The organism is Paenibacillus sp. EB106-04-04-XG159, assembly GCF_058791835.1.
On record NZ_JBYTDY010000004.1, the window covers coordinates 52,202 to 69,458 of the forward strand.

12 protein-coding genes are annotated in these 17,257 nt (G+C 52.2%); all 12 read left to right on the forward strand.

All coding sequences use genetic code 11. The annotated features are described in order from the left end of the window. Positions 1-35: 35 nt before the first annotated feature. On the forward strand, positions 36-2,081 hold the full coding sequence (locus AC3WTP_RS06205; RefSeq protein ID WP_492393724.1) for a peptidoglycan D,D-transpeptidase FtsI family protein: 2,046 nt from the start codon (positions 36-38) through the stop codon (positions 2,079-2,081). A gap of 172 nt (positions 2,082-2,253) precedes the next feature. After that, on the forward strand, positions 2,254-4,356 hold the full coding sequence (locus tag AC3WTP_RS06210; protein ID WP_492393725.1) for a peptidoglycan D,D-transpeptidase FtsI family protein: 2,103 nt from the start codon (positions 2,254-2,256) through the stop codon (positions 4,354-4,356). A 166-nt stretch (positions 4,357-4,522) separates the two neighbouring features. Then, positions 4,523-4,648 (forward strand): hypothetical protein, encoded by a 126-nt coding sequence (locus tag AC3WTP_RS06215; protein WP_492393726.1) that lies wholly within the window; start codon positions 4,523-4,525, stop codon positions 4,646-4,648. 141 nt (positions 4,649-4,789) lie between these two features. Then, positions 4,790-5,524 carry a Cof-type HAD-IIB family hydrolase gene (locus tag AC3WTP_RS06220; RefSeq protein ID WP_492393727.1) on the forward strand — a complete coding sequence of 245 codons (735 nt, stop codon included), beginning with the start codon at positions 4,790-4,792 and terminating at the stop codon, positions 5,522-5,524. Positions 5,525-5,566: 42 nt separating this feature from the next. Next, entirely contained in the window at positions 5,567-6,052 is a 486-nt protein-coding gene (locus tag AC3WTP_RS06225) for a DUF456 domain-containing protein (RefSeq protein ID WP_492393962.1), read from the forward strand. Positions 6,053-6,117: 65 nt separating this feature from the next. Then, entirely contained in the window at positions 6,118-7,797 is a 1,680-nt protein-coding gene (locus tag AC3WTP_RS06230; RefSeq protein WP_492393728.1) for a putative polysaccharide biosynthesis protein, read from the forward strand. A 172-nt stretch (positions 7,798-7,969) separates the two neighbouring features. Next, complete coding sequence (locus AC3WTP_RS06235) at positions 7,970-9,148, forward strand: acetyl-CoA C-acetyltransferase (RefSeq protein ID WP_492393729.1); 1,179 nt, start codon at positions 7,970-7,972, stop codon at positions 9,146-9,148. Beyond that, positions 9,117-10,712 carry an acyl-CoA synthetase gene (locus AC3WTP_RS06240; RefSeq protein ID WP_492393730.1) on the forward strand — a complete coding sequence of 532 codons (1,596 nt, stop codon included), beginning with the start codon at positions 9,117-9,119 and terminating at the stop codon, positions 10,710-10,712. The genes AC3WTP_RS06235 and AC3WTP_RS06240 overlap by 32 nt, the downstream gene beginning before the upstream one ends. A 172-nt stretch (positions 10,713-10,884) precedes the next feature. Beyond that, positions 10,885-14,226 carry an ATP-binding protein gene (locus AC3WTP_RS06245; protein ID WP_492393731.1) on the forward strand — a complete coding sequence of 1,114 codons (3,342 nt, stop codon included), beginning with the start codon at positions 10,885-10,887 and terminating at the stop codon, positions 14,224-14,226. A 97-nt stretch (positions 14,227-14,323) separates the two neighbouring features. Next, on the forward strand, positions 14,324-15,640 hold the full coding sequence (locus tag AC3WTP_RS06250; protein ID WP_492393963.1) for a substrate-binding domain-containing protein: 1,317 nt from the start codon (positions 14,324-14,326) through the stop codon (positions 15,638-15,640). Between the two features lie 85 nt (positions 15,641-15,725). Beyond that, the gene (locus AC3WTP_RS06255; RefSeq protein ID WP_492393732.1) at positions 15,726-16,556 is read left to right on the forward strand and encodes an ABC transporter ATP-binding protein; all 831 of its coding nucleotides are present in this window, start codon (positions 15,726-15,728) and stop codon (positions 16,554-16,556) included. Continuing rightward, positions 16,528-17,232 carry an ABC transporter ATP-binding protein gene (locus tag AC3WTP_RS06260; protein WP_492393733.1) on the forward strand — a complete coding sequence of 235 codons (705 nt, stop codon included), beginning with the start codon at positions 16,528-16,530 and terminating at the stop codon, positions 17,230-17,232. Before AC3WTP_RS06255 ends, AC3WTP_RS06260 begins: the two co-directional genes overlap by 29 nt. Positions 17,233-17,257: the final 25 nt, after the last annotated feature.

The window sequence follows — 17,257 nt, forward strand, 5'->3', positions numbered from 1 at the left end:
TTGTCCGGAGAAATTACAGCTAGGAGGATGATGAATTGAGTCATCCAAAGTCGGACGATGCGCAGAAGCGCGAGCTGACGAATCGCCGTCAGTTTTCATTTCGCTTAAATATTTTTTTCTTTGTTACTTTTGCAGCGTTCTCCGTGCTGATTGTTCAGCTGGCGATATTGCAGTTCGTAGAAGGTCCAGGATTGAAAGAGAAGGAGACAGAGCTAGGTTACAAGACAACAGCTATTCCTCCTCTTAGAGGCACCATATTTGATGCATCTGGCCAACCGATCGCTTACTCGACTTCTACTCAGTCCTTGTACTTTAATATTGAGAAGAATTATACCAAGGAAGAAAACGTAGCCGAAGCAGAGGCCTTGGCTGCACAGCTGGAGCAGATATTCAAGGAACTCGGCGATAAGAATGAGGTACAGCCGACTAAAGAAGAGATATTGAAGAGCATGGACCTCACAGGCAAGATGAATTATCCTTTCGTACCACGATTAATTAAGACAAATCTGACGAAAGAAGAAGTTGCATACTTCCTGGAGCATAAGCCTGAATTCCCAGGGCTGGAAATACTAGAAGACAGTGTGCGCAATTATGATAAGGAAGGCGTAGCCGTACAGCTTACCGGGTACCTCAAGAAATTCAAAGGCGTTCGTGAATCATATGATTATTATCAGGATATATATGTGAATCGTGCTGATCGACCAGAAGAACTTCGCTACCTCGATCATGAGGATGTCGGTGTGGATGGTCTGGAGTATATGTACCAAGAAGAATTGCGCGGGAAGAACGGCTTGAAGAAGTTCCCGGTTAACGTCGCGGGCAGAGTCATTGGAGAAATGGAAGTGACGAAGCCGGAACGCGGGAACAATCTGCATCTCACGATTGACCGACATGTTCAATTGGAGACGGAGAAGGCGATTGAAGATACGCTGAAGCAGATTCGCACCTCGTCAAATTCGCTGGAACGCGCCGAGAATGCAACTACGGGCTACGCTGTCGCTATGGAAGTAGACACGGGTAATATTATATCGATGGCCAGCTACCCAGACTATGATCCGAATGTATGGCGCAACGGTCAGATTAGCGGCGATGACTATGACAAGTATAAGTTCTATATGGGCAACGGAACGATTCGCGAGGTATACGCGCCTTATAATGATGATAAGGAGCGGGCGAAGCATCCGACCTCGCTCGTGTATCTCGGTTCAACGATGAAGCCGCTCTCTGTTCTGATCGGCTTGCAGGAGAATCTGTTCGACTTGAACGATACGTACTTTGACCAAGGATATGCTGAGTTTGGCCGCAAGGGCTACGAGACGAAGGTATGGAACTCGAACCATAAATCATTCGGCTACATGGATGCCGCTCGCGCATTGGAAGTGTCATCTAATGCCTTCATGGTTGACATGATCGGTAAACCGCTGTATTCGAGCACGAATATAAACGGGCTGGAAACTTGGGATAAGTATATGGAAATGTTCGGTCTCGGTGTTAAGACAGGCAGCGGATTGCCGTATGAATCAGCGGGCTTGAAGGATTATATGACAGAGGCTGAAACGAACAACGCTCAATCGGCGTTGGCGTATGCGTCGTTCGGACAGCAGGGTAAATATACGACGCTGCAGCTGGCGCAGTATGCAGCTACACTGGCTAGCCACGGCAAGCGGATGAAGCCGCAGTTCGTCAGCAAGATCACGGATGGTGACGGCAAGGTCGTGGAGGAATTCGAGCCAGAGGTACTGAATGAAGTAAAGATTGATGAAGAGAATTGGGATATGGTGGAGAAAGGCATGAGCAATGTTAATGTTCATGGCTTCGAAGGCTTCCCTTATGATTTCTATCGGAAGACAGGTACTTCTCAGCAACAAGTAGCGGGCAAGATGGTGGAGAATGGTGTGTTCATCGCTTATGCTCCGGCTGATAAACCAAAGCTTGCGGTTGCGGTCGTTGTACCGGAAGGCGGCTATGGCTCCTATAGTGCGGCGCCGATCGCACGAGCTATGTTTGACGCCTACGATGAGGTTTACGGTTTAACCGGTACGCCTCGCAAGCCTGCGGCAAAGCCAACTGTTGAAGAATAGGTATGCGATATAGAGCTTGTTAAGTGTTGTCGATGTTGACGACGCTTAGCAGGCTCTTTTGCATATCTTGACGTATGTAAACGAAGAAAAATCATCAATATGTCTTAGTTGTTTTGTACAATATGTGCTAGAATATTGAATAATATGGAATTGGTGAAAGGGTGATGCGCGATTGAGCCATCCACATCATGATGATCCGCAGAAACGTGAGATTCTAAATAGACGCCGGATGTCCATGCGTATGAATATGTTCTTCTTTGTTACATTTCTATTATTCACGATTATTATTGTGCAGCTAGCGATTGTACAGTTCGTGGAGGGACCCAATTATAAGCAGGAGCTGGATCAGCTGAAGTCGAGAAATTCTCCGATCTCACCGCTTCGAGGAACGATATACGATGCTTCCGGGCAGAAGCTTGCTTACTCAACTGCAACGCAGTCGCTTTACTTTAATATTGAGAAGCCGTATGGCGATCCGAAGAATAAGCTGTCCAAGGCGCAGGAGAAGAACCGTGAGGAAGCATTGGATCTGGCGAAACGACTAGCAGCGGTGTTCGAAGAGAAGGGGGATCCGAACGCCAAGCCGATTGCAGCTGAGAAGATATATAATGACCTTATGGATCTATCAGGTAAAATGGACTTTGTCTGGGTGCCGAGGCTGATTAAGACAGGACTGACGCAGGAGGAAGTGGCATACTTCCTGGAGCATAAGCCGGAATTCAACGGTATTGAGATTATCGATGACAGTGTGCGCAACTATGATAAGGATACGGTAGCGGTACAAACGGTCGGCTACTTGAAGAAATTCAAGGGCGTACGCAATGTTGTCCCATTCTATCAGAAGATCTCGGAGGAAAATGATCGGCTGCCGACGCAGGAACAGTACTTGGAGTTCGAGGATGTAGGTATGGACGGCATCGAGTTCATGTATCAGAATGAGCTTCGCGGCTTAAATGGCGTGAAGGACTTCCCTGTTAACGTGGCAGGCAACATCATCGGACCCATGCGGGTGACGAAGCCTGAGCGCGGAAACGACCTTCATTTGACGATACATAAAGAAATACAGCTCCGAACAGAAAATGCGATTATGAAACATCTGGAGAAGCTACGCCATTCGACGAATAAGAACGAGGTTGCTCCAAACGCCTATACTGGATTTGCCGTTGCTATGGAAGTAGATACTGGCAATGTAGTCAGCATCGCCAGCATGCCGGACTATGATACGAATGTATGGAAGAATGGTTCCATCTCCCCTGAAAATTACGAGAAATATAGCTTCTATATGAATAATGGCGCTATTCGAGATAATCCCGCACCGTTCGAGGATAAGGAGATCCGCAATAAGCGCGCAAGTTCGCTTGTATACCTAGGCTCTACGATGAAGCCGTTGTCTGTGTTGATCGGATTGCAGGAGGGCTTGTTTACCCCCTACACGACATACTCAGATAGAGGATATGCAGAGTTCGGACGCAGCGGATATGAGACAAAGGTATGGAATGCAAGCAATCGTGCCTGGGGTCGCATAAATCCAGCCACAGCGTTAGAGAAATCATCGAATGCCTTCATGGTTGATATGATTGGCAAGAAGCTGTACAGCATGCCGAAGAAGGATGGCAAGGACGGCTTGCAGATCTGGGACGAGTATCTGGATGCGTTCGGTCTCGGTGTCGTGACAGGAAGCGGTCTGCCTCGTGAAGCCGCCGGCTTAAAGGACTATATGACTGAAGCAGAGAACAACAATGCGCAATCCGCATTGGTTTACGCTTCGTTCGGTCAGCAGGGCAAGTATACGGCGCTTCAATTAGCGCAATACGCGGCTACCCTGGCTAATCACGGCGTACGTGTGAAGCCGCAGCTAGTCAGCCGGATTGAGGATGGCAGCGGGCATGTCCTAAAGAAATTTGAGCGCGAAGTTCTTAACGAAACGAAGTTTGAAGAAGAGTATTGGGAAGTGGTTGAGAAAGCGATGCTGAAGGTTGGAGTTCAAGGCTTCGATGGCTTCCCGTACAACTTCTATCGCAAGACCGGGACATCCCAGCAGAGCGTAGGCGGGCAGGTTCTAGAGAATGCTGTGTTTATCGCATATGCGCCAGCGGAGAAGCCAAAGCTTGCTGTAGCTGTCGTTGTGCCGGAAGGCGGATACGGCTCTTACGGTGCGGCGCCGATAGCTCGTCAAATCTTCGATGCCTATGACGAAGTATATGGTTTGACAGGGACACCGCGCAAGCCAGTCACCCAAGTCGAATCGGAACCGAAGCCAGGGGCGGTTCGGTAATAAATAGCTGCTTCTTAGGACTTTGCACATCAGAGCGGATAGTCACGATAGAGGGACTAACTGCATAAGATGCTGCAAAGTCTTTTTTTACGGTAAAAGTTGCATCTGTGAAACTTTATTGCAATGCGATAAACTTAGCTCGTGATACGATGATTGATGTCGATTCGTGAAGCAAGACTTTACAATTCTCAGTGAACGGGAGCGTGTCTTTGCGATGAAGAAGAACATGATCAAGACGATGAAATGGAACGCTGCCTTGAAACGATTGGTCATCACCGTGCTGTTCTTATGATAGGCCATGTTGGTCACGGCATGACGATGTGATACAATGTCGTTATGCAAATAGACAGCAGGACGTTTGTATCCCTAGCATATGATCTCTTGAGACAATAGACGCATACAAACGACACCGCTGGACGGGAGTGAACTGACATTGGGTAAATATGCATTATTGGCTCTCGATATGGACGGGACGCTGCTTACTGACGATCATCGGATCAGCAAAGAGACAGCGCTCGCGATTCATGAGGCGAGACAAGCAGGAATAACGGTCATCTTATCGACAGGTCGAAATTATGTAGATGCGGTTCCTTATGCGAAGGAGCTGGGCTTAGAGGGACCGTTCGTTACCGTTAATGGCGGCGAGATATGGAGTAATCTGAACGAGCTTCACGCTCGCTTTTTGTTAGATCGTGACAAAGTGCGCAAGATGCATGAATTGGCTGAACAATATGATTGCTGGTTCTGGGCATATTCCACTAAGGAATTGTATAATCGAACTAAATGGAGCGCGGATATCGATAAAGAGGACTGGCTTAAGTTCGGATATACAACTGAAGATGACGATATTCGAGGAAAGATTCTGAAAGAGCTTCAGGCGTTAGGCGGATTGGAATTGACCAACTCCTCGCTGCATAATATCGAAATAAACCCTCTTGGAATTAACAAGGCAACAGGTGTAGGGATGGTATGCGATATGTTAGGCATCTCGATGTCGTCCGTTGTAGCAGTCGGCGACAGCTTGAATGACATAGCTGTTATTCGTGAAGCTGGTTTAGGCGTAGCGATGGGCAACGCGCAAGACGAAGTGAAGGCTGCCGCGGATGCTGTCGTAGCATCGAACAACGAAGATGGTATCGTGGAGGTCATTCGTCGTTATATGCTGTAATATGAACTCGAATCCTATCTAAAGGAGAGATTCATCATGGCAATGGATGTCTTGGGTTGGATACTGATTATCGCATTGTTTGCTGTCGGCATGGCGGGAGCCCTATTGCCGGTGCTGCCTGGAGCTCTAGCGATCTACGCGGCGTTCTTCGTGTATGGCATGTTCTTCACCTTTGAATCGTTCGGTTTCTGGTTCTGGAGCATTCAGACCTTGATCGTCGTACTGTTATTCGTAGCTGATTATGCGGTCAGTGCGTGGGGGGTTAAACGGTATGGCGGTTCAAGAGGCTCGATCATCGGGAGTACTATCGGCGTCATCATAGGCCCGTTTGTAATCCCGGCATTCGGTCTTCTCATCGGGCCGTTTGTCGGTGCGCTGATTGGCGAGCTATTGTCGGGCGCTGACTTGAACCGTTCATTTAAAGCGTCGATCGGAGCAATAGTAGGTTTGTTTACAAGTTTAATCATGAAATTCATATTACAGCTCGTGATGATCGTGTTGTTCGTAATATGGATTATTGTCGTCTAATTGACATGAAGGTATGGCATGAACGTGTCTGCCTTCTTCGTCATTGACAGAAAGAAGGGAACTGCTTGGCGAAAGAATCATTTATTAAAGGCACGCTCATCATCGCGGCTGCTACATTCGTGACGCGACTATTAGGATTATTTCAACGAGTGCCTCTAGAGCATATGCTCGGTACCGTTGGTAACGCGGCATTCATAACCTCACAAAACTTATATCTAATGATATTAGCTGTAGCTACCGCAGGTATTCCGAGTACGCTCAGTAAAATGGTTTCAGAACGATACGCGCTCAACCAGGCTCGTGAGGCGGAGCGGATCTATTCAGCAGCGCTGTTGTTCGGTATCATTTCCGGTATCGTAACAACAACGCTGTTAATCGTGTTAGCCCCTGCGTATGCACAGTTTGCGAAGCAGCCTGAAGCGGTGCCGGCTATCCGTGCGCTTGCTCCCGCGCTGCTGTTGTTCCCGATGCTCGCGATGATGCGCGGCTACACCCAAGGGCGCAACATGATGCAGGCGAGCGGAATCTCGCAGATTGTAGAACAGATTCTTCGTGTCGCTACAGCTATTGGTCTAGCGTACGTGCTGCTTAACAACGGTTCCTCTCAAGCATGGATAGCGGCAGGCGCTTCGTTCGGCGGCGTGCTGGGAAGCGTCGGTGCCTTTGTTGTCATGGTATACTACATTCGCAAGATTCGCCGCTTGGACAGAGAATCAGGCGTTCGCGCTCGCAGTACCAATACACCGCATGTACCGTTGAAGACGATCTTTGCATCGATCTTCACCTTATCCATTCCGATCGTATTGGCTTCGCTCGCAGTGCCATTGGTTAACTTTATTGATTCGACCTTCACGGTTAGCCTGCTGACGCCGTCTGTAGGTGAAACTGCCGCTATGCATATGTACGGCGTGTTAGGTCAACGCGCCCAGTCAATCGCGGGTATACCTCCGATTCTGGCAATTGCGTTAAGCACCTCGATTATCCCGATCATATCGGCAGCGTTCGCGAAGCGGGAAATGAACCATCTGCAGCGCCAGATATCGCTGGCCATGCGGATCTCGGTGTTAAGCGGCATGCCGATTGTGCTTGCTCTAGGTGTTTCGGCATTTTCTATTAACGGTTTAGTGTTTAGCTCGTTGGACGGTGCTGGCATTATCGCACTGCTGACATTCTGCTCGATACTGCAGATCACGATGATGACGTCGAGCTCGATTCTGATCGGCTTGGGCAAGCCGTACATTGCGATGATCAGTGTTACATTCGGTATCATTCTCAAGCTTATCTTCAACTTCGTGTTGGCGAAGATCTTTGGCATATACGGTATTATTGCGGCTACGATGATTACGTTCCTTGTCATCACCTACCTCAATCTGCGTGTCATGAAGAAAGTTGTGCCATTCGCTGTGATGGGCAAGCGTTGGCCTGGATTCATACTCGCGACATTGGTGTCAGGCGGACTTGGCTTCGTGGTTGAGCGTGTGGGTGAGCATCTCGTCGGTATCACCTCTTCGATGATTGAACTTGGACAACCCTCTACGGTTACGGCTACTGCCGCACAGAAATTCGGGTTCATGGTGACAGCGGGCTGCGTGAGCATGGTCGTTCTGATCACCTTTATTGTTGGGCTTATTGTGTTCCGCGTCATTCGTAAGGACGAGCTGGGCAGCTATCCGCGGATGGTGCAGAAGGCGCTTAGACCATTAATGCGTCTGCAGCGTTCTTCCCAACCTGCAAGAAGCCGATAGGAATCGCTGCTATATAACCATAGGAAATGTTCAGAGGAGTGCGGACTGGCGACAGTTGCGGCACTCCTTTTTGGTATGGGAGGAGCACTGCAACTCATTTGCAACCGATGTCGTGTTAACTGTTCTCAAATCAAGTGGGTTGAGATCACACGATAAACAAGAGGTGGGCGACATGAGAGAAGCAGTGATTGTGAGTGCCGTACGGACGCCGATCGGCGCCTTTCAGGGACAATTCGGACGGGTGACGGCTGTAGAGCTGGGGGCGGCAGTTATGAAGGAAGCCTGCCTGCGAGCACAGATCTCACCAGAACAGGTGGACCATGTGTGGATGGGACATGTGCTGCAGGCGGGGCTCGGCATGAATCCGGCGCGCCAGGCCGCGCTTGCCGCAGGTCTGCCCGTAAGTGTGCCTGCATCGTCGGTGAATCTGGTCTGCGGCTCTGGCTTGCAGACGGTTATGTTGGCTGCCCAAGCGATAAAGAGCGGCGAAGCGGAATGGATGCTTGCAGGCGGGATGGAGAATATGAGCCAAGCCCCGCATGTATTGCCTGCAATGCGCGGAGGAGTGAAGTATGGCGGGGCGAGTCTGCTTGACTCCATCGCCAATGATGGCTTAACGTGCGCCATATCGCGCCAAGCGATGGGCATCACCGCTGAGCGGCTTGCCGAGCGGTACGGCATCAGCCGCGAAGAGCAGGATGCATTCGCAGCGGCTAGCCAGCAGCGAGCGGAAGCCGCTATTACGAGCGGCCGCTTCGCTGACGAGATCGTGCCTGTGGAGGTTCGCGACCGCTCGGGCACGCGTTCGGTCGATCGCGACGAACATCCGCGCTTTGGCACGACAGTGGAGGGGCTCGCGCGGCTCAAGCCGGCATTTGAAGCGGGCGGAACTGTAACGGCAGGGAACGCTTCCGGGATGAATGACGGCGCTGCTGCCGTTATGCTGACCTCGCTCGACGAAGCGGAACGACTTGGATTAGAGACGCTCGGCAAGGTTCGCGCTTGGGCGACAGTCGGCTTGGAACCGGAATGGATGGGGCTCGGCCCTGTTCCAGCGATTCGCAAGGCGCTCGCGAAGGCTAATCTGACGATCGACGATATCGATCTGTTTGAAATAAACGAAGCGTTTGCGTCACAGGCGCTTGCTTGCTTGAAGGAGCTGGGCCTCTCTTCAGACCGCGTGAATGTGAACGGAGGGGCGATCGCGCTCGGACATCCGATCGGAGCAAGCGGCACACGGGTGCTTGTGACGCTCGTGCATGAGTTGAGGCGCCGACAGCTGCGATATGGAGCAGCCGCATTATGTGTGGGAGGCGGTCATGGTGTCGCAGTTATCGTCGAACGGGCATAACAGAGAAGCTTCAGGGCAAGCAGTGACTGCTGAGCAGCCTTTGCTGAAGCTGCGGCCGGACGGCTGGTTCGAACGCCGCTGCAAGCTGTCGGCAGACCGTGTCGCGGTGAAGGATGAGGCGACTGGCAAGTCAAGCACGTATCGTGAGCTTGCGGAACGAGTGAAACGAGCAGTGCGGCTTCTAGCGGAGCGCGGGGTGCGGAGAGGCGATCGGGTTGGCGTTCTGTCGCCCAATGACAGCCTCATGCTGGTCGTGCTGTTTGCCTGCCGCCGTCTTGGCGCGATCATGGTACCTTTCAATTGGCGGCTTCATCCGGCAGAGCTCCAGCTCATTATGGAGGACTGCACACCAGCGCTCGTTCTTTACCATACCGGCGCGGAGAGTCTAGCGGAGACATTGCAGGGAGATGATGACCATCCTTGGCGGTGGCTGCCAATAGAGAGCTTTGAAGCAGAAGAAGAGCACTCATCAGCTATCGTTGAAGAAATGGCGGAGGGTGCAAGAGAAGATGATACGGATGAGCCCTGGCTCATGATCTATACAGGAGGAACGACCGGCAAACCCAAAGGTGTCGTGCTGACGGATCGTTCCTTGTATTGGAACGCGGTCAACACAGTGGCAACATGGCAGCTGACTGAAGCTGATGTGACACTGACGGTCATGCCGATGTTTCACACGGGCGGCTTAAATGCGCTTACGCTGCCTATTCTCATGAGCGGCGGTACGGTAGTTTGCATACAGTCCTTTGAAGCTGAGCGTCTAATTCATACGCTGGAACACGAACGCTGCACAGTCGTGCTGCTCGTGCCGACGATGTACCATCTGCTGGTGCAGAGCCCTTTATTTAAAGGAGCGGCATTTCGCTCGATTCGCGCGTTTATATCCGGCGGCGCTCCTTGTCAGATGGCGGTTTATGCCGCATTTGCGGAACGAGGACTGCCGTTCAAGGAGGGTTACGGCGCGACAGAGTCAGGTCCGAACAATTTCGTCATTACCCCTGAGGCAGCGCTTAAGAAACAGGGATCAGTGGGCATGCCGATGCTGTTCAACGACGTAAAGCTCGTGGGAGATGTCGGAGATATAGAGCGGGCAGATGATGTCGGTGAACTGGCGCTGCGAGGGCGGCATCTGTTTGACCGCTACTGGAACAACGAAGCCTCTACAGAGGAAGTGCTGAAGGATGGCTGGTTTCTAACCGGTGATCTGGCTAAGCGAGATGAAGAAGGATATTATTACATCGTCGGCCGGAAGAAGGATATGATTATCACGGGCGGTGAGAACGTATATCCGCTGGAGATAGAGCATCGCTTGGAACAGCATCCGGATATAGTGGCTGCAGCGGTAATTGGTGTACCTGATCGGAAGTGGGGAGAGATTGTTGCGGCGGCAGTTGTGCTGCGAGCGGGTTGTATGCTCGATCCTGAAGCACTGCAGGCTTACTGCCGCGAGTATGTTGCCAAGTACAAGGTACCGAAGCGAATCCTGGCTGTAGAGGAGCTTCCTAAGACAGTCGTTGGCAAATTAGATAAGAAGGCGCTGCTCCCTTTATTTACGGAGGAGTAAGCTGCCTTGAGCATGAGGAGCAGTTGAAAGCCGTGGCAATCCTGGCTGGACTGCTCTTTTTAGCGTGCATTTCACGATGTGTCGAGTTCTGTGCTTAACCGGTGTATGCGCTGTCAAATCGATTGTCCCTATGCTACAATTAGAGGATAATAATGGAAATAGGAGGCTGCGTATGAAGGGAAGCCGGGTATTGAAGATGAAGCTAATTCCTCCTCCCATTAAGAAGCATCTCCTGCATCGTCCTGATCTGATGAAGCGTCTGCATCGAATTCCGGATATGCCGCTTACGATCATCGCATCGGGGCCTGGATTCGGGAAGACAACAGCGTTATCGGCCTATGTCCAGCAATCCGCCGTCGACTATGCGTGGTACAGCATTTCATCACAAGACCATGATCTGCTTCCGTTTTTGATGCATCTAACCTCCACTCTTCGAGAAGCGGATCCGGCTTTCGGAGAAACGCTACTGCTGGAATTAGGAGGAGCGCGGATCGGAAGCGTGGATGATGTATATGCGTTAGCGGATCTGTTTCTGAATGAAGCTATGAATCTATCCAATTCGATCCTTCTATGTCTGGACGACTATCATACCGTGGAGCACAGCGAATGGATTGAGGCTTGGATGCAGTATGTAGTTGGCTATTTGCCAGACTGCGACAAGCTGCGGGTCGTCATCTCATCCCGAACTCGTCCAACTTGGGAAGTATTGACCGTGATGCGTGTGCGAGGTGAAGTGCTGGAGCTGTCACGTTCGGAGCTTGCATTTTCAGCGGAAGATATCGAGGTGCTGTTCGCGGATTACTATGGATATCCGCTGACGATCGCTCAAGCGGAAGCTGTCTATCACTTTACTGAAGGCTGGATCATCGCGATTCAGTTAATATGGCAGCGCCTAACGACAACTATGGAGTCGCTTGATGCTGTGCTGCAGGCTCCGCGCGAATCATTGGAAGGGCTGTTTCAATTTCTGGCCGCAGAGCTGTTCCAGAAGCAGCCTTCCGCGATGCGAACCTTCATGCTGGAGACGAGCATCTTCGACGAATTGACAGGCGAGTGGTGCGACGCAGTCTGCGGTCGTCACGGCTCGCATGCTCTGCTGCTGGCGCTGTGTCAAAACGGCTTTCTGACAGCGATAGATGACAGGCAATTCCGCTATCATTCCTTATTTCGTCAATTCCTGCAGGATCAGCTTCGTCGACAACCGGATTGGCGCCTGTCCCTGCATCGCCAGGCCGTGCATGTGCTGGCAGCGAGAGGACGCATGGAGCTTGCGCTTCGGCATGCTGCTGAGTTGAACGACCCTGAGGAAATGGCGCAGCTATTGGCTTCAGGGGGCTCCCAGCTGGTGCGAGGCGGCCATCTTGAGGCGGTGCTCAGCTGTCTTATGCCAATACCGGAGCGGGTAAAGATTCGGATGCCCTACTTATACGTGCTTGAAGGCGATATTCTTCGCTATCGCTGCAACTATGAAGCCGCGATGGCGAGCTACCGCAAGGCGGAGCGCTATGCTAGCGAAGCGGGAAACGCTGTCGTGCATGGCCTGGCGCTGGAGGGGCAGGCCATGTTCTATCTGGATACGATTCAGCCTGGCCAAGCCGAACCGCTGCTGATGAGGGCGATTGCCCTAGCGGAGCCGATCGCGATATCCACCACTGCCGGCGAGCCGGACACGGCAGGCTCTGGTGCGGGGATGCGCTCCTATGGCGCATATGGATATGAGCCTAATGGCGATCGTCTGCGCCTGGCTCGACTGTATGCGCTCATGGCAGAGAACAAGCTGAATCGCGGACAAGGAGCGGAAGCGGGACAGTGGTATGGGCGTTCGCTGGAGCTGGATGGCGACAGCCGAGATTTGCTGCTGGAGGCGCGTCTCGCGCTTCGCACGGGCAGGGTCAAGGAGGCGCGCCATCTGCTGGAACGGGCGCAGAAGCTGGAATCCGAAGCAGGAGGCTTGTTCCGCGGCAACAGCTACAACAGCAAGACGCTGTCGCGCTCGCATCGCGACATGGATCTGCTGCAATCGCTGATCGGCAGCTTATGCGGCGAGCCGCTCAGCGCGAAGCGGACGGCAGAAGCGGGAATGATGCACGGCATCCGGCTCAAGGCTCCTTATGTTGAATCCTGCGGCTGGATGCGCATGGGTCATGCGGCGCAGCTGTCCGGAGCCTACGATGCGACAGTTGCCGCTGATTGCTATCATGCCGCGCTGTCGATTATGGAGCGGCTGGAAGTAGCTCGCGGCACGGCAGAGCCAAATATGGGGCTCTGCTTGCTGCATGGGCGGGATCGGAATTGCGATACTGCCCTGCGCTACGGGCAAGCGGCGCTGCAGGATACGGAACAGGCCAATGACGGCTGGCTGTCATCGCTGATTCGTCTCAGCATGGGCATAGCCTTATACGAGAGCGACAGGCTGCCGGAGGCTGAGCGGGTGTTTGAAGAGACGAAGGGACGATATGATGCATGCGGGGATGCGCTGGGGCTGACACTTAGCGAACTGTGGCTGTCCCTGACCGCGTACCGGCAAGAGCAGGACGGTCGCTTCGCGGATAGCATGGAACGATTTCTTTATCATGCGGATCAGTATGGATATGCATTTCTGTTCAGCTCACGAACCTTGTTGGGACCTGCAGATCCGCAGCAATTAATTCCGCTGCTGCTTGAAGCTGTGAGACTAGGGATTGGCGGAACGTATCCAGCTTCGATCCTGACAGAGTTGAATATGGATAAGCTTAAGCATCATCCCGGGTATACGCTGCATATCGAGACATTTGGTTCATTCCGTGTAAAGCTGGGCAATACAGCTTTGATCGAGAAGGATTGGCAGCGAGGCAAGGCGAAGGAGCTGTTTCAATTGCTCGTGACGAAGCGCCGCGCTCCTATCAGCAAGGAAGAGCTGCTGATCTATCTATTCCCGGATGCGGACGAGAAAGCGGCGAACCGCGACTTCAAGGTAGCGCTCAATGCGCTTCATTCAGCGCTGGAACCGCATCGCCGCGTTAGAAGCGATCCTTACTTTGTCATACGGGATGGTCAAACCTACCGTTTGAATCCTCATGCCAGCTGGCAGCTGGATGCGGTTCAATTCGAGACAGTTATTGTGCAGGGGCTGGAAACCGATGATCGAGACTTGGCCTCAGCTCTGCTGGAGCAGGCCCTGTCTCTATATCATGGAGATTACATGCCCGATCGTCGCTACGAGGATTGGTGCATCGAAGAACGAGAGCGGCTGCAGGTATTATTCATGCGCGGTTCTGAGCGCTTGGCGCAGATCTGTACCAAGCAGGGGGCTTACGATAAGGCGATTCGCTGGGCTGAAGCCATGCTGGCGAAGGATCGCTGTTGGGAAGAATCGTATCGTTTGCTAATGGAATGCAATCTGCATCTGAATAACCGTCATCAGGCACTGAAGTGGTATCATCGCGCGGTCAGCGTGCTGGAGGAAGAGCTCGGTGTTGAGCCGATGGCAGCGATTCGAGAACTATATAGACGTTGCAATGAGGAATCAGGCTGATTCTATGGAGAGAAGCAGCGTGCAACTCATTTGCAACCATACCCTCTTATGATGAACGGGAATCAAGAGTCGTAGGGGGGGTATTTTTGTGTCCAGAATGAAGAAGCATGGAAAAGGTTGGACCAGAATGTGCGCAATGTCTGTACTGACGATGGTGCTTATGTTTACAGCCGCATGCTCTGGAGGCGGCGGAACAACGAATGAAGCGAATAACGGTGGAACGAAGCCGCAGGAGCAGCAGAAGCAGCAGCCCGTGAAGCAGGAAGCGAAAGATAAGGAGCCAGCACCTCAAACCGCGGGCAAGACGATCAAGATCGGCGTGCTCGCCTCCTTGACTGGAGCGCTTGAAAGCTACGGTAAGCAAACCTCCAGAGGCTTTGAGCTTGGCATCGATTATGCAACGAACGGTACTCGTGAAGTCAATGGAACCAAGATAGAATTCGTTTTTGAAGATACGGAGACGAAGCCGGATGTTGCGGTCAAGAAAGCGACGAAGCTGCTTGAGACTGATAAGGTTGACTTCCTCGTAGGCTCTTCTAGCTCTGGCGACACGCTTGCTGTGCTGCCGCTCGCTGAGGAATATAAGAAGGTCATGATTGTTGAGCCTGCGGTTGCAGACAGCATCACTGGCGACCAGTGGAATAAATACGTATTCCGCACAGGGCGGAACTCCTCGCAGGATGCTGTGGCAGGTGCCGCTGCTATTGCAAAGCAGGGCGTGAAGATCGCGACTTTTGCTCCGGACAGCGCGTTTGGACGCGACGGTATCACCGCATTCAAGGAAGCAGCGCTTAAGCTTGGCGCGGAGATCGTAGAAGAGCAGTATGCGGATGCGACCGCGACGGACTTCACCGCCAACATTCAGAAGATCGTGAACGCGAAGCCGGATTACTTGTTCGTTGTATGGGCGGGAGCCAACTCTCCGTGGAAACAGCTGCAGGATATGAAGGTGCAGGATCAAGGCATCAAGATATCGACAGGTGCTCCGGATATTCCAGCATTGAAGACGATGGATGCTCTGATCGGTATGGAAGGCTTCTCTGTCTATTATCACACTTTGCCTGCTAATGATATCAACACTTGGCTTGTGGATGAGCATAAGAAGCGATTCAACGGTGAAGTGCCGGATCTGTTCACACCAGGTGGAATGTCTGCAGCCATAGCGATTGTTGATACGATCAAGAAGATAAACGGTGACGTGTCCGATACGGATAAAGTCATTGCCGCGATGGAAGGCATGTCCTTCGAAACACCAAAAGGCAAGATGACGTTCCGTGCTGAAGATCACCAGGCCCTGCAATCCTTGTACGCTATTAAGCTGGAGAAGAAGGATGGCGTAGAATATCCGGTTCCGGTGCTGATGCGTGAGCTGAAGCCGGAAGAGACTGCTCCTCCTATTCGCAATAAGAGATAGCTTGAGAATCCAGCAGGGCAAACAGGGCGAACCTTCGCTCTGCTGGATGTACCGCAATACTACGTGATGAAGAGGTGCTGTGTGCATGACGAATCGGTTTGCGGAAACTACCGATCATCCGACATCTTCCAAGCTGGAAGAGACGATCCTTGCTACGGATGGCTTGTCTATCGCATTCGGCGCTCATCTGGCTGTGCATGAGGTCAGTCTAACGGTAAAACGGCATACATTTAAATCGATTATCGGTCCGAACGGAGCAGGAAAGACAACCTTCTTCAATCTGCTCAGCGGCCAACTGCGGCCTACGGCTGGGAACATTCGATTCAATGGGAAGGACATCACGAACCTGCCTCCTTTTGAACGAACTCGACTCGGTATGGGCCGTTCTTTTCAGATCACGAATGTATTTCCTAATCTAACGGTGCTGGAAAATGTGCGGCTGGCGGTTCAATCGCGAGAAGGCATTCGCTATCGACTGTTCGCTTCTCTCCGCAAGTACAGCAAGCTGGAAGATGAAGCGTTAGCACTGCTGCAGCTCGTACGGCTGGAGAATAAACGGTACGCGATGGCTAGGCACCTGGCGCATGGAGAGAAACGCAAGCTGGAGATCGCCATGCTGATGGCGCTCAATCCCGAGCTGCTGCTGCTGGATGAGCCGACAGCTGGCATATCGGTGGAAGAGGTGCCGGCCATACTGGAAGTCATTCGCGGTCTGAAGGAAAAGGGCGATCGGACGATTGTCTTAATCGAGCATAAGATGGAGATGGTGCTCGACTTGTCCGACAGCATCGCTGTTTTGTTCAATGGGCGCTTACTGGCTGACGGAACTCCTGCTGACATTATGAACAACAATACGGTACAGGCTGCGTACTTGGGAGGATTGTACGATGACACTGCTGCAATTGGAATCAGTTGAGACGCATATCGGACAGTACCATATCCTTCAAGGGGTGACGATGCAGATGGAGGCGGGTCAGACAACGGTGCTGCTCGGTCGCAATGGCGCAGGCAAGACGACAACGCTGCGAACGATCATGGGTTTGAATCCGGCGTCGCGCGGAACGATCCGGTTTAAGGGCGAATCGGTAGAGGGGATGCCGACTCACAAGATTGCGCGCCGCGGAATCGGATATGTCCCGGAGGATCAGGGTATATTTGCGGACCTGACGGTAGCAGAGACGCTGCGTATCGCCTTGAAGCATAAGGATGCGGCAGCCCCAGCTAGGCTGGAATGGATGCTAGAGCTGTTTCCAGATCTAGCAACGTTCCGCGACCGCAAGAGCGGACTGCTGAGCGGAGGCCAGAAGCAGATGCTGGCGATTGCGAGAGCTTATGTGAACAATAGTGAGCTGCTGCTGATCGACGAGCCAAGCAAGGGGCTTGCTCCGATTATGGTCGAGAAGCTGATCGACGCGATCAAGCAGATGAAGGGACGAACTACGGTGCTCCTTGTCGAGCAAAATTTTATGATGGCAAGCGCTATTGGTGATAAGTACTACCTGATGGACGAAGGGACGATCGTCAGCAGCGGCACGATGGATTCTCTGCAGCAGGATGAAGGCCTGCGCCGCAAATACTTGGGCATTGCCTGACGCTTGAGCAACGAAGGAGGAAGCC

Excerpts from the sequence above, each read along its gene's own strand:
- AC3WTP_RS06240 (WP_492393730.1), top strand. The coding sequence starts at position 9,117 with ATGGTGTCGCAGTTATCGTCGAACGGGCATAACAGAGAAGCTTCAGGG.
- AC3WTP_RS06245 (WP_492393731.1), top strand. The coding sequence starts at position 10,885 with ATGAAGGGAAGCCGGGTATTGAAGATGAAGCTAATTCCTCCTCCCATT.
- AC3WTP_RS06260 (WP_492393733.1), top strand. The coding sequence starts at position 16,528 with ATGACACTGCTGCAATTGGAATCAGTTGAGACGCATATCGGACAGTAC.
- AC3WTP_RS06255 (WP_492393732.1), top strand. The coding sequence starts at position 15,726 with ATGACGAATCGGTTTGCGGAAACTACCGATCATCCGACATCTTCCAAG.
- AC3WTP_RS06225 (WP_492393962.1), top strand. The coding sequence starts at position 5,567 with ATGGATGTCTTGGGTTGGATACTGATTATCGCATTGTTTGCTGTCGGC.
- AC3WTP_RS06250 (WP_492393963.1), top strand. The coding sequence starts at position 14,324 with ATGAAGAAGCATGGAAAAGGTTGGACCAGAATGTGCGCAATGTCTGTA.
- AC3WTP_RS06235 (WP_492393729.1), top strand. The coding sequence starts at position 7,970 with ATGAGAGAAGCAGTGATTGTGAGTGCCGTACGGACGCCGATCGGCGCC.